This is a genomic window from Affinundibacterium baiyunense (assembly GCF_018139645.1).
In the GTDB taxonomy this organism is placed as follows: domain Bacteria; phylum Pseudomonadota; class Gammaproteobacteria; order Burkholderiales; family Burkholderiaceae_D; genus Undibacterium; species Undibacterium baiyunense.
The window spans coordinates 16872-31074 of record NZ_JAGSPM010000006.1; the positions used below are offsets into that span (position 1 = coordinate 16872).

Sequence of the window (14203 nt, forward strand, 5' to 3'; positions counted from 1 at the left end):
TGTAAATATGATTTTTGTCTGCAATTGTGATCAACATCCAAGCGGATCTACTGCAACTGTTTTTCCTCTTCTTTATTTTTTACGGTTTGCGTATTCAAGTGCGGTGATGCGATAAATCAAGCTCGGTTCTTGATCTGGCACGTCCTTGCAAGTGTCGAATGCAAGCATTCCGACTTTTTCAAGTGTTTTGCGTGATGGCAGATTTTTGGGTCTGACCAGCCCTAATACAGCATCTCTATGCTGTTGAACAAAGGCTTGATCAAGTCCAGCTTCCGCGATGGCGGTACCAACGCCAATTCCCCAAGCTGTTGGAGACAGGCGAAAATACAAATTTAAACCGACCTGCGTTCCAACCATGGTATCCATCACGCCACCAAAGCCAATTATTTGTTTTGGCGCTTGAATTAAACTAACAGCCCAATAGCCAAAGCCGTAGTTTTCCCAATGCGAAATCCAATCATGTAAGGCTTGTTCAAAACGCTTCGGAGTCGGTGGCCCAAATGGATTAAATCGATGGGTTTCTGGATTGCAATGTATCTCCAGACCCGCTTCCAGATGGTCTTTTGTCACTGGGTGCAAAATAATAGGGGTAGTGTTCATCAATTTATGGCCTAACTTCCTCGCCCTCATTCAAGATCAACAAAGGTACTTTGCCTTCCGGTTTGTCTTGAATTCGTTGACGTACGGTTAACAAGCGTTGTAAGGCTGAATGGCTGCTGTGGTCGCCCATTTTCCAGCTAGCATTACCATAGCCCCAAGGAATCATCACTTTGCAGCCAAGCTCAACCGCGGCGCTGAGCGCATCCTCGGGTGTGGTGTGAACACTGCGGTAGCGAGCGCCGTCTTCTTTGTGATAATACGAGGCAATCGGCAACAGGCACACGTCGATAGCACCGTAACGTTGACGGATATCTTTAAAGTGCTGTGAATAACCCGTATCGCCGGCGAAGAACAATGATTTGCCGTGTGATTGAAGAAGCCAGCCATTCCAAGCGCTTTTCGCAAAATCTTCGTATACCAGCGGTACTAAAATGCGATTGCTGAAATGATGTGCGGGTACGGCATGAATTTGTAGTGATGAAAAATTTTGCTGACTATACCAAGCCATTTCATTGATTCGATATGCGCCTTTAGGGAAATGATCAGAGAAGCCAAGTGGTACCAAGTAGTCTGGCTTGTTACCGATTCGTTCGATGTCTGCTTTGTTGAAATGATCGTAGTGGATATGTGAATACAAGACTACATTCGCGTTCGATAAAATTTGATCGTTTAATCCTTGCGGCAATCCACGACTAAATCCGCGCAACAAATGAAAACCCCAATTCACTGGCCAATCAAATTGTTCAGTGACTGGATCGAGCAAAATTTGTTGACCATCGCTAGTACTGATTTGAAAACTCGCATGACCAAACCATCGTACTTTAAAACCACTGGTATTTTCTATGTTGGCTTGTGGACCAGTGTAGCGACATTGTTCAGCTGGGCTATCGCTTTGACATTGCAATGTTGCTTGCGCTTGATAACAATCCGCTTCGCAAGTGAACGGATAGTTTTGTTGGCCAGGATACGTATTTTGATAGCGTCCTTCTTTGCTGATCGGTTGTTTGTAATCAGGCGCGTGATGGATTTTGACGATGTTGGGATGTCCGCAAGCAGTCAGAAGTAAGGGCAATAAGGCTAGCGCTGGTAGTGCGATTCGCGGTATGCCGAGGAATTCTGAATTGGTTTGCGATGAATTTTTTTGTGAAGAAATTTTTGCGCGCATAAGTGTCGATTAAATTCAGTGGAGAAGTTGCAATGAGAGCTTGAGTATAAATGGCTTCTCATAATCGCGCAGGCGATGGCTTGATCAAGCTCGCCGCTATGATTTTTCACAACTTAAGCACCCCACGAAACCCGCGCGCAGCATAGTAAGATTGCGCGCCATTGTGATAAACAAAGACATGATCGTAGCGACGATCGCAAAACAGTGCGCCACCTAATTTTCTGATATTGCTAGGTGTTTGAATCCAACTAGATGTTTTTAAATCAAACTCACCGAGACTTTGCAGCAATCGATACTGTTGTTCGTTCATTAGCTCGACTCCCATCGCGGTCGCCATCTCGACCGCACTGTTATGCGGTTGATGTTCTTTGCGTGCTTGTAAGGCAGCGAGATCGTAGCAAACACTGCGACGACCAGTCGGGCTTTCAATCGAACAGTCACAAAAATAGTAAGTATCTGTCGTCGCGTCGTATGCAAATACATCAGGCTCGCCACCGGTTTTTTCCATTTCCGCCAGGCTGGCTAACTTTTCTGGAAATTGTTTTAAACGAAGTGTAATCATTTGCCAATCGATATTGGGATGGCGATGTGGGTTGGCTGCGAAACGTTTTTCTAAAATCGATAGTGTTTGTTGTGCGGCTTCTGTGTTGAGCGAATTTTTCATATTGATCAAACCAACATATGGGTAATGAAGCATTATATTGATGAACTACTTTATTAATTTTATAGCAAAGTGTGTCAATTACTCGTCGTGTTGAATACTTACTGGCGTTTTTTAGGTTGATGTAATGGGGCGCAGGAGCAACAAAGTGGTTTGTGATTATCTAAATAACCGATCAAAAAATAGATCGGTTGTTGCAAAAAAGGATGAATTTTCTTAAATCTAACAATAGCTCACATTGCCTACAATGAAAGCGGTTGACAGCGAAGATAGTGGTTGGCAAAGTGGATTTGATTGATTTAGAGGCGGATCAATCGCCTTACTTTCATGGGTGATCTATTGCAAACAATGTTGAAAAAATCGTATTGGTACTTTAGTCGTTGCGGCTTGGCGACCTTGGTGTTGGTATGCTTTTGCTACTCAGTGTACGCATCAACTAACTCTGAGTTGCGCTTTCAACGGCTGACGGCATTGGGGGCGGAGCAGCTGTCTACTTTGTCCTTGCTGCAAGATCGCCAAGGGTTTATTTGGATAGGCACCAACAACGCTGGCTTATATCGCTTTGATGGTTATCAAACTGAAAAATTTCAGAGTTCAGCAACCGATAGTACTAGCCTGCCGCATGATCGTATCTCTGCTTTGTATGAAGACGGTGATGGCCAAATCTGGGTCGGTACGCAAAATGGTCTCGCCAAATTTAATGCCGAGACCAATAATTTCACACGATATTTTCCTAGTTCTGGCGCGGCAAATCAGCGCATCATTAAATCCATTATGTCAGATGGCAAATCCGGTTTTTGGATTGCCTCTTGGGGTGGCTTACAACACTTCGATCCGGTTCAAGCAAAGTTCACTTTGTACGCTCATGAACCTGCGCGCAGTGATAGCTTAGCCACGAATGATTTGAACGCGATTGCAGTTGATACAAAAGGCGGTGTATGGGCTGGTACTTGGCCAGCTGGAATCGACTATTTAGAGCCTGGCACCGATCGCTTTCGTCATTTCCGTATTGATGATGAAAAGCAGCCCGATTCGAAGTTAAACATCGTTCGCTCTATGTATCTCGACGCGCAAGGAATGTTGTGGATAGGGACAGAAAATGGCATCGTACTTTGGCATACGGCAAGCGATTGGAGTACACGTCGGCGGGTCGATACGCCAGCTAGTCGCGTCAATCATATTTATGCCGATCGTCATGGTGTTGTTTGGGCTGCGACATTATCTGCCGGCTTGTTGCGATGGGATGCAAGCGCAAAAAAGTTTAAGCAATTCGTCAAGCAAGCAATCGATCCCTATAGTCTGCCGTCGGATGATGTGCGAGCGATATTGCATGATCGTGGCGGCATGTTGTGGGTCGCTAGCTTAACTGATGGAATCGCAATCACGAACCTGAATAGTAAGGGCTTTCGTCGAATTATTCCGTTTGATGCCGATGCGCAGAATCCGCGCCCGAATAATGCGATTGGGCGGATTGCAAGTGGCGGAGACGGGCGGATTTGGTTAGCCAATAATAATGGCGTTGCCTTGTTTGATGTAGCTACCAGCAAAGTGTTAAAGCACTTCCGTGCAAATAAAAATCAAGTCGGCGCTTTGAGTAATGATTTGGTGTACAGCATACATAAGCAAACCAATGGACCATTGTGGGTCGGAACGTCTGTTGGTTTAAATCGCCTTGATGATACAAGTGGACGCGATGCGAAATTTAAGGTGATTCATTTCGGCAGCATCGCTGATGACTATATCAATACGATTGCTGCTGGTGATGAGGGCGTACTTTGGTTGGGTACCGGAAATAGCTTAATCCGTTACGACATTCGCTCGGGTGGACATCACAAATATTTGTCAGATCCAGCCGATCCTGATAGCCGTAGCGCAAAGGGAACCACGACGATTTTGCAAGACAGTCGCGGGCGTTTATGGGCGGGTTCGGAATGGGTTGGCGGCGGTTTAGATTTATTAGATCAAAAGACCGGTAAGTTCACGCATTTTCGACATAATCCTGCAGATGCGGCTAGCATTAGTGCAGATAATATTTCCTCATTACATGAAGACGTAAAAGGCCGTATCTGGGTTGGCGCATCAAATGGTTTGAATCAGATTATTACCTCGCAAGATGGACGTACATCGTTCCGTCACTTTTTAGATAAAGACAGTATTGGGCCTGCGAAGATCGTTGCCATCGAAAGTGATTTACAAGGCAAATTGTGGCTCAGTACAGTCGATGGCCTAATCTGTTTTGATCCAGACGGTGGTATGGTTAAACGCTATTCTGCTAGTGATGGTATTTCAGATAGTTTTTCTGGCGCTTCGTATCGTGATGCTCATGGCGTACTTTATTTTGGTGGCACCAAAGGCATGACAGCGATTGAGCCAAGTGCGGTGCGCAGTTCTTCAATTCCGCCGCAGCTCGCGATTACGAATATTACGGTCTTTAATCGATCCTTAAAGTATGGTATGCCGCCAACCGGGGTGCGTCTATCGGGCCCAGTAACTGCTCCCAAAGAATTAGTCATTACGCAGCAAGAATCGGTGTTTTCGATTGAATTTGCGGCGCTTCATTTTACTAATCCATCATTAAATCGTTATGCCTATCGCTTAGAAGGATTTGATCGCGATTGGGTTGAAGTGGATGCCGAGCGTCGTAGCGCCACTTATACTAATTTGAATCCGGGTGATTATGTTTTTCAAGTTAAAGCAGCGAATGATCTTGGCGTCTGGAGTGACAGAGTGGCGAGTGTCAAAATCGCGATTCCTCCGCGTTATTGGCAGACGACTTGGTTTCGTTGGCTGATGTTGTTGCTGACGGCGGCGATCTTGTTTGGTATTTATCGTTGGCGAGTCGCACACTTAACGCGTGATCAGGCGCGCTTAGAATCTTTGGTAGCAGAACGTTTGCAAGAACTGGTCGCGCAACAGCAAGTCAATCGAGACAACGCAGAGCGTATGCAAGCGATTCTTCAAAATGCAGCGGACGCGATTTTAACCACCGACAAATATTGGAAGATAGAGTCGTGTAATCGCGCCGGCTTAGCTTTGTTTGGCTGGCAACTTGATGCAATCAAAGGTATGCCTTTTGCTCGCTTGTGTGCAGAGGATGTGAGTGAGCAATTGCAGGAAAGGATAGCCAGTGAAGATTTCGCCAAGAAGGGGCACTGCGAAATGGAGCTACAACAAGTACGCGCCGATGGTAGCCTATTTTTAGCGGAACTATCACTGAGTGGATTTGCCGACGCGGGAGAAAGAAAATTCATTCTAATCGTTCGCGACATCACCGAGCAAAAGCGAGTTGAACGGATGAAAACGCAATTTGTCTCGACCGTCAGCCATGAATTGCGCACCCCTCTAACCGCAATTCGCGGTGGTCTTGGCCTCATGGTCGGCGGTGTGGCTGGCGAATTGCCAGTTGCTGCGGCCAAATTGGGACAGATCGCTTTAAATAACGCCGAGCGCCTTGGTCGCTTAATCAATGATCTATTGGATATGCAAAAGATTGAAGCCAATATGATGGACTTCAATTTTCAGAAGTTGCCATTAGCTGGCTTGATCGCTGACGTATTAGAATCAAATCAAGCCTTTGCTCAACGTCTAGGTGTATCGCTGTTGATCGATAGCGATATTCCGAATTATGCCTTACGCGTCGACCCTGATCGCTTCGCCCAAGTGATGGCGAATCTCTTGTCAAATGCTTGCAAATATTCTCCACAAGCAGAACATGTTCGCATCCGTTTATTAACGAACAAAGAAGGTCATGTACGGATCGAAGTAATTGATCGCGGCCCCGGTATTTCAGCCAGTTTTAGCGAAAGAATTTTCCAGAAATTCTCACAAGAAGATGCCTCCGACACGCGCGCCAAAGATGGCACTGGATTAGGTTTGACGATCGCCAAAGAGCTGGTAGAACGCATGGATGGCAAGATTGGTTTTTACCCAAATCCACTTGGCGGTACGATATTTTTTGTGGAGTTTCCTATGTTCTCTGTTGTGATGTAGGAGGTTCAGTTGTTAAGTCAAACAATTTTTGCTGTATTGATGACGCGATGAATCTGTTAATCCATCGCGTTCTTCATCTAAATTGTTCTTTGAAATAGGCCAGAATAACAAGTTAGCTTATTTTGTTTTGACCACAGATTGATACTTTAGTGCGGCAGTTTTATCTATCGCCACAGGCAGTGCACTTGCAGGCAATGCGTATTCATATTGACCAGACCACCGCTCACCAAAGAAAACGCCCAACGGTGCTTTTTCAACTAAATAGAATCGATTTGTCCAATACTTGTTTTCTTGATCTTGAAACACCGCGACGTAAACTCGGCTGCGGGTAACTATCGTATCGGTATAAGTATTGTTCACCCATTGTTTTTTGTTTTGATTTTCAAATGAGGTAGCTGGATAAGCATAGATAAGTTTGAACTGACGTTTAGACTGGGTGCCGCCAACAGCCTGTGACTTGATTAAAATATTCCACTGGTTTTTCGCGGCGTCTAACTCTGGCTTCGTCGGCAAATCATTTGATGGTTCACGTAAGCTTAAATTAGGATCGGCAGTTGCTGCTGTGTCTTCTAAAGCGCTGTCGAACGCTGCATTGGCGGCACGATATTGTTTGATAATGCGTTCTACTGTCCACGCTTTTGCCGCTTCCTCTTTCCCTTCTTTAACTAATAGGGGCATTACCATTCCAGGAAGGAGCAGGTTATGGCCGTCAGCTTCGGTCTTGTTTCCAGCAAATGGCGTTTCACCAATATATAGAATTCCAGGTTCAAGCTCTAACAAATTTTTTAGTCCGGTTGGAGTTAATTTGTCCGCTACTTTATTACCTTGCAAATCCGTTTTGTGAATCATTTGTCCGTACAGCAAGTGCATTCTTGATTCGGGATTGCCCTCTGGCAGTAGAAAATGGGTAGTATTTTGTAGGGCACGTAAATTGCGATCCTTATAAGTTGAGGAGCGTGTGAATTTTGCTTTTGGCACTAGTTTAGATGGGTCGCTCGCTTCGAAACCATAGCGCGTTGAGATGGTCGCTACGCCAGTACTATCGTCATACTCAACTAAGAATTTTCCAATAGCAAAAGTTGCAGATTGATTTAGGGATACACCACCCATTGGTACGTTTGAAAAATAGATGCCACCAATTCCGCGCTTATCAGCGGTTACTGGTTTTTTGTCTAAATTATTGTCTGCTCTATCTTGCTCGAATTGTTTTCTATCAGACGCGCTGAGATCAGCGTGCGATAAGCCACCGCTTGACTGGGTAGAACTTTGTACCTTCTCAATCAATTTGTTGAATAGCCCTTGCGCGTGAATTTGTGGGGCTGTTAATGCGAATATGCTGGCGATGAGAATCGCACAGCTTTTTTTCTTATACTGATTTTTTTGACGAATTTGTTGATGAAGATTGTGCATAGATGTTTGGTTTAGAAAGGTCAATAAAGAATAGTTGATTGTTCAGACTATTAGCTAGTTGAAATATTTTATAAAATACTTATCCCGCTGAAATCACATGAAGATGTGATAGAAAGTTTCTGTAAACTCCTTACTATTTTGTTTTGGAATTTATTTCGCTTTCCTTTTTCTATTTTTATGTATGGAAATTAAGATAGGTATCGTTGAAGATGACCCGAGAACCTTGTCTCGCTTTGTAAGCACTATTCGATCACGCGCAAATTGGAGTATTGCCTTTGCATGTGGGAAATGGCACGAAGCTCGCCATGCTATCTCTCAAGATTCGATAAATGTTTTGTTGTTGGATTTGGGTTTGCCGGACGGAGATGGGATTGACCTGATTCCTTGGACCCTTGCGCACTATCCAAGTTGTCAGGTATTGATAATTTCGGTTTTTGGTGACGAGGATAATGTGATTCGTTGCGTAGAAGCTGGCGCCTCAGGATACCTATTAAAAGGACAGGGAGACGAGGAGTTAGCTGAGCATCTAGAAGATCTCATGGATGGTGGTTCGCCAATGTCACCACAAATAGCTAGACGTGTTTTAACGCAGTTGCGTGACTACACAACACCAAATCGATTCGGTAATACGACTTTTGAGCAAAAATCATCCGATAGCGGTTCTTTGCTGACTTCAAAAGAAATGCTTGTCCTTAAAGATTTGACAATCGGTTACACCTATGGGGAAGTCGCTGAGTTGAGACAGATGAGTTTGAACACAGTACGTCATCATGTTAAGAGCATTTATAGCAAACTTTATGTTAATTCACGCACTCAAGCAATTAATACGGCTACTCGTATGGGGATATTGGATCTCAAATAATTTATTGAGTTTTCTGAGAAAGAAGCCATTTCTCATTGGTATTATTTCCTCTGTGTTGGTGAGTGGACTTGCAGATGCTGAGACTTCACTAGTGAGAAATGCGGAGATAGCGCCTGGATTACAAACAAGATCAAGTTCGATAGGTGTCACTTGGTCGTCAGTTACGTTATCTGACGTATGGCGACGCCATAAGCCATGTCGAGAAGGGCATTGGACTTATCGGATTCCGGTGACGTCTTTCCCAAAAAACGATGATTCTGCTGCACTTGTATATCGAGCTGGTAATCGTGTTCATTTCTACCTCGATGACCAAATAATCGCAAGATATGGTGACTTATTTGATTCTGATTCAGACTATAGTAATCATGCAATCATCGTATCTTTTCCGAAATTAGAAACGAGAAATCTGAATTCCTTTGTTTATATTCAAGTTGCAGGTGACTGTCGACGTTACTCTGGGTTATCTCAAGTTTTAATAGGATCTCAGCAAGATCTTTCAGCTTTACATGCTGAAAAACTGCGTACGTTCTTGTGGTCAACGATTGCCATCATAGTTATTTGTGCCATCTTAGGATTTATTAGCTTATCTGCTGCCATTTTGTACAGGTCTTCCAATGCATTGCTGTTTGGGATTGCGTCAGCACTTTGGGCGTTGCGAGCATGGCTTTGGTCCATGCATGACTTGCCGATTCCATACAGTTACTGGTTTTTTCTGATCGATTTGTGTTTTGGAATTTGGATGTCTTTGATTTGTATTCTCGCGTTGAGAGTAAATCAAATTCGAAGCAAGTGGTTGGAGAAGGCACAATGGTTATCTCTTGGCATTTTTTTACTTAGTTCAATTGCCTTAATTTTTGGAGCACCATCTGTGTTAAAGGCGCTAGGAATTGATTTAATCGTTGTGGCTGGGGCATTTGCCTTGCTGTCTATAGCACGACAGAGTATACGAAAACCATCGCCTTCGAATATTGCAGTTGCTCTGGCTGGTTTGCTAATGTTGATTGTCGGTTTATACGATCATTGGAATGTTTGGATTTCCGATGCAGCTGACGCATATCAGCGCTTTTACTTCACACCTTTGATCGTTTTGTTTTTCATTCTTGCGATTGGTATCGTATTGAATTTGCGATATGTGCATGCCATACGAAGTGACGCTCAGTATAGACACGAATTGGAGGTAGAGGTCGCCAAACAACGGGAGCTATTAGAACATCATCATCAAGAAATGACGGTTCGAGCTCAGCAAGAAGCAATTAGTTTGGAGCGTGGTCGAATTATGAAAGATATGCATGATGGTTTGGGATCTCAGCTTGTGGGCTTGATGTCTTTGGTCCAAACTGCGCCTACGCAGCATACGGAAATTGAGTTTGAATTACAGCAAGTGATTGATACGCTTAGAGCGACAATTGATACCTTGAGTCCAAGTGGAGATGATTTGACTACAGTATTGGCTCAGTTTCGTTTTCGCTACGAATCTCGCTTGAAACGTTTAAAAATTCAATTGCATTGGCGGGTCAAGCCGTTTCATACGATCAACTGGACATCGAACGAATTAATTCAGTTTGAACATATGATTCGTGAAATATTCGCAAACATAATTAAACATGCACAAGCCTCGGAAATCTATGTGGAGGCCGGTGGATATGGTCTATATGATAGGTTAATCATAAGAGACAATGGGCGGGGATTCGATCCTTTGATGGTGTTGGGTGGTAGAGGGCTTCGGCATCTACATGAACGTGCAAAAGATTTAAAAATTCAATTGTCAATTGATAGCGAGATTGGTGATGGCGCAACAGTCCGTTTGCAGTGGGAAGCGGATAGCAACGGTGCAGGTTGAATGCATTCTGATTCGTCTTCAGAATTTAGAGGTTTTAATTATTTAGTTGTAAGAGCGCATCATCAATCGCTTGCAAATCAAAACCAGAAATCTTTCGATCGCCAATCAATATTAAAGGGACAACTTCTCCATTTAATTTTTCAAAGTCTTTCTGCCCTTGTTCATGTAAGTTAACATCGTAGTCTGCAAAAGAAATATTTTTACTTTTTAAGTATGAGCGTGCCTCTTTGCAGAACGGACATGTCGCCGTTCCATACAAAATAACTTGTGATTTTGCATTGACATAAAAATTCGAATAGTCACCTTCTACGTAAGAACTCTTAGCCAATTCTTTGAGATGAATTGCGGCATAACCGATCATCAATCCCAACAGTACCGTCAGAATGAATGCCAGACTTTGCTTAAAAAAATGCGTATATTTGATTGGATTTGTCATAGAAGATTCAACGATCAGATTCTGCTGTTGCGAGCTAGATTGCGATGAAGATATGGAGATTTTTATGTCGGCTGTTCCGTGACGATTAAATCATCTTGATTACGAATTGAAGATGATTTAATCGTTGAAGCAGCATACGATGAGCAAAAGATCGCTCAGCTATTTACTATTTGTGGTTACAAGACTTAGTGCATTTCGCCCAAGAGGCTGCACAAGCCTGTTTTTTTGCGTCTGTTTTAGCGCCTTGCATACATTTCCAGTAGCTGAACCCGCAGCCAGCAGAACAACCTCCACCGCCGCCACCTGAATTACCGGCGTTCGCTGAAAAAGCCATGCCTACCCCGATAGAACAAGCTAAGGCCAATAGTAATCGCTTCATAAAATCTCCTCCTATAAGAATTAAATAAGGTATGTCGATAAAGTTCGCCTAGCTGTCAGAGATTTGCTACGTGAGTTTTATCGCAGAAAGGATATGATTTTTATGATCGGCTCACTATGCGGAAAATATCTTTGTGATATGCATAAAAATACGATGAAATTAGACTATCGTATGAGTGATGACGCTAGTGAAAATGCGGGTTACTACTGATTTTTATATTGATAGTCGGAGTCCCCTGTGCAACAAAGTTAAGGGAGGTACGTCAACGCATTGAGTGGACAAATGCTTTTTGCATTTGTCTTTTCAGGACGATGCTGATTTGAAAAATAGTACGGCTGTTGACCGCTTGGCGAAAGCTGTCGACAGCCGTATATAATTTATTGACATCAAGAGTTTTGGAGATTGTTGCTAGATACTTCGCTCAATTACCCCATTCGAGATATTCAATCCCACTTTGAATTTGCCCGATGATCTGCGCTTGATTCTCTGCACTTTCACTAAAACTAACCAACACTTCGGCACGTGTCATATCGCCGCTATTGAGTTTGTAGTTCCAGAAGTCGTATCCGCCGATATCTGGCGCGCGGTGTAATACGTTTTGATACAAGGTTGTGATAAAAGTGGCGTTGCTCGTGTAACTGCCGTACTTAGTTTGGAATTCGGCAGATCGGTAGAATTCATTGGCTACTCTGGTTAGGCTGACGCCATCATCGAGTTTATCGATCCAGTAACCAAGGCCTTCTAAATCAGGTTTGCGATTGAACGCCGCTTGATACAAGCGATAAGCCTGACCTGCCGCGCCATTCACGTCAAACGCCAATGCATAGTCATCAAATAGTAAGCGTTCGATTTGCACGACTTGATCTGTGCCTTCTTCACCCAGTTTGTCTTTGACCAAAAAGTTATTGAGGCTGCCGCTAATATTGTATTCATCAATCTTACCTGCCATGACTAGAAAATCGAGGCCACTACCGCCATTGATATAGTCATTGCCAGCGCTATTGAGAATCGTATCGCTGCCGCTATAGGCTTCGATATGGTCATCGCCTTTGCTACCACGCAGATAATCATGGCTATAACTTCCATAGACGTCGACGCCAGCTACCTTCGTCGCTTCTAAGCCGATCACATAGTCAGTGGCGGCGTAAGATAAATTACTCACTTTGATAAAGTAATCGCCGCGCGAGTAGTCGCCATGGTAGTCAAAGCTGATGCGACCATCGGTAGTCAGATTTGCAAAGCCAGAATCGACTCCACTGAGTGGTGTGCCAAAGCGATCGGTGATGGTCACGCGTATGCCGCTAGCATGCTCATTCCAACTATGCGTCTTGCTGTAATTGTTGATCGGATCAGTCGATAAAAAAATTGTGTAATGTCCAGCACCGTCGAGATTCAATTGGTACCAATCCGTTAAATCATTCGCTGACAATGTACCGAACGACACCATGTCTCGTTGCACCTTAAATGTCGAACTTAAACCATTCGAATCAAACCCTTTGGTTCTTTCATCAAAATAACTACCATCACCATAGATGTAGGCCATAACAACTCTCCACTGATTCTTTAAAAATAAAATACATCTTGTATGGCAAATTGGCGTTAGAACCAGTCTGTCAAATTTAAGCAAATGATGTATTTAAAAAAGGAGAGACAATCCGCGGTTACCTCTTGGGGATTTAACGCGTGTGTTTTGAAATGCGATGACAGGATTGTTAAAAAAGTTTAAATGACTTTGATGTGTTTAGGCTGAATGAAGTGAGATGGAGCAATGTATCGATGACTGTACAAATGTACCAGACTTATGTTCTTCGTGACTTAATTACGATTGAGTATCAAGGCCAAACACCCTCAATTCTTGATCGCAACGACAAGCCTTGGCGATACGTGCCGCCCAAGCAATTGCTTCTTCATATGAGGCGAGTTCCAATACTGTGAAACCGCCATTGAGTGTAGGTGCCCAGGCATAACCACCTGCCGTGGTAGTGCCATTAGCAGTAACCAATATCGGCGTAATACTCTCATCGATGCCGCCAGCAAATACATAAACACCAGTCGCTCTCGCTTCTTCAATCACAGCATGTGCGTCGCGACCGACTTGCGCTAATTCATGCGCAGGTACTTGCATTGCTGCGGCAGGGAATGAAATTAAGTATTTTGTCATGATGACGATCTCTTGATGCGATCAAGTTGATGGTGAATTTGAGTTAGTATTTTTGCGAGAACACCGTTACATTGAATGGGGCTTATTTCGAGTTAGCTTGTTTCTTATGTTCGTCTACGGCCTCGGTGTATTGTCTCGACTTCAGAATAATCGGCATATAGCGAATCTTTCTCTTTTTATCGAGGCTGACATCGTATTTGCCTAGACTTCCTCGAGCACCACAATAGGCGCTGCAGGTGGACGCGGAAGTTTGAGTCAGTCTATCCGTAATGCGTAAAGCTTTCTCGTCAGCGGATATTTTTAACGTACAGATTCGTTGTTCTGTTTGTTCATCTCCGCTTCTATAAATAAATGTGTTTTCGCTATATTTTGCGATGCCGTATATGCCGCATGAGTGCCCATTATAAAACTGTAGTGATATTCGAAAATATATTGAATCTGCTGAATAAGGCACGATTTCAATAATGTCTTCAGATTGATACTTTTCACCCGAGACCAGCGCATTTTCAAATCTTTCTTTATAAACGCCCTCAATCTTCTTAATTACTTGAGATGAAGTAGCAGTGTTTTCGGCGCCTATACCAAAGTTGGATATGCATAAAGCAGTCGCCAAAATTGAGCTGTAAATTAGTTTCGTGAAATTGATGTGCATGGATATGTTCCGAAAATACTAGTTTGTACGTGAAAAGTTTATTTCGC

The 14203-nt window shown here is 43.5% G+C and carries 12 protein-coding genes; 3 read left to right on the forward strand and 9 right to left on the reverse strand.

What is annotated here, in order from left to right; translation table 11 throughout:
* Positions 1-72 precede the first annotated feature (72 nt).
* The 3 genes from KDM92_RS10800 to KDM92_RS10810 all read right to left on the reverse strand — a co-directional run bounded on the left by KDM92_RS10800 (position 73) and on the right by KDM92_RS10810 (position 2462).
* On the reverse strand, positions 73-600 hold the full coding sequence (locus KDM92_RS10800; protein WP_212684370.1) for a GNAT family N-acetyltransferase: 528 nt from the start codon (positions 598-600) through the stop codon (positions 73-75).
* Between the two features lie 4 nt (positions 601-604).
* Positions 605-1765 carry an MBL fold metallo-hydrolase gene (locus KDM92_RS10805; RefSeq protein ID WP_212684371.1) on the reverse strand — a complete coding sequence of 387 codons (1161 nt, stop codon included), beginning with the start codon at positions 1763-1765 and terminating at the stop codon, positions 605-607.
* A gap of 106 nt (positions 1766-1871) precedes the next feature.
* Complete coding sequence (locus tag KDM92_RS10810) at positions 1872-2462, reverse strand: DUF4256 domain-containing protein (RefSeq protein WP_230408296.1); 591 nt, start codon at positions 2460-2462, stop codon at positions 1872-1874.
* A gap of 312 nt (positions 2463-2774) precedes the next feature.
* Here KDM92_RS10810 and KDM92_RS10815 point away from each other — a divergent pair, with 312 nt between their 5' ends.
* Positions 2775-6416 carry a hybrid sensor histidine kinase/response regulator gene (locus KDM92_RS10815; protein WP_212684372.1) on the forward strand — a complete coding sequence of 1214 codons (3642 nt, stop codon included), beginning with the start codon at positions 2775-2777 and terminating at the stop codon, positions 6414-6416.
* A 117-nt stretch (positions 6417-6533) separates the two neighbouring features.
* Here KDM92_RS10815 and KDM92_RS10820 read toward each other — a convergent pair whose 3' ends face one another.
* On the reverse strand, positions 6534-7826 hold the full coding sequence (locus KDM92_RS10820; protein ID WP_212684373.1) for a hypothetical protein: 1293 nt from the start codon (positions 7824-7826) through the stop codon (positions 6534-6536).
* A gap of 181 nt (positions 7827-8007) precedes the next feature.
* Here KDM92_RS10820 and KDM92_RS10825 point away from each other — a divergent pair, with 181 nt between their 5' ends.
* Positions 8008-8688 carry a response regulator transcription factor gene (locus KDM92_RS10825; protein WP_212684374.1) on the forward strand — a complete coding sequence of 227 codons (681 nt, stop codon included), beginning with the start codon at positions 8008-8010 and terminating at the stop codon, positions 8686-8688.
* On the forward strand, positions 8624-10528 hold the full coding sequence (locus tag KDM92_RS10830) for a sensor histidine kinase (RefSeq protein WP_212684375.1): 1905 nt from the start codon (positions 8624-8626) through the stop codon (positions 10526-10528). The genes KDM92_RS10825 and KDM92_RS10830 overlap by 65 nt, the downstream gene beginning before the upstream one ends.
* A gap of 34 nt (positions 10529-10562) precedes the next feature.
* Here the strand turns inward: KDM92_RS10830 and KDM92_RS10835 are convergent, their stop codons facing one another.
* From KDM92_RS10835 to KDM92_RS10855, 5 genes are all read right to left on the reverse strand, one after another.
* Positions 10563-10964 (reverse strand): glutaredoxin family protein, encoded by a 402-nt coding sequence (locus tag KDM92_RS10835; protein ID WP_212684376.1) that lies wholly within the window; start codon positions 10962-10964, stop codon positions 10563-10565.
* Between the two features lie 166 nt (positions 10965-11130).
* Positions 11131-11343 (reverse strand): hypothetical protein, encoded by a 213-nt coding sequence (locus KDM92_RS10840; RefSeq protein WP_212684377.1) that lies wholly within the window; start codon positions 11341-11343, stop codon positions 11131-11133.
* 421 nt (positions 11344-11764) lie between these two features.
* Positions 11765-12886, reverse strand: a complete 1122-nt coding sequence (locus KDM92_RS10845) for a DUF4214 domain-containing protein (protein WP_212684378.1) — start codon at positions 12884-12886, stop codon at positions 11765-11767.
* Positions 12887-13162: 276 nt separating this feature from the next.
* On the reverse strand, positions 13163-13504 hold the full coding sequence (locus KDM92_RS10850) for a YciI family protein (RefSeq protein WP_212684379.1): 342 nt from the start codon (positions 13502-13504) through the stop codon (positions 13163-13165).
* 82 nt (positions 13505-13586) lie between these two features.
* Complete coding sequence (locus KDM92_RS10855) at positions 13587-14156, reverse strand: hypothetical protein (RefSeq protein WP_212684380.1); 570 nt, start codon at positions 14154-14156, stop codon at positions 13587-13589.
* Positions 14157-14203: the final 47 nt, after the last annotated feature.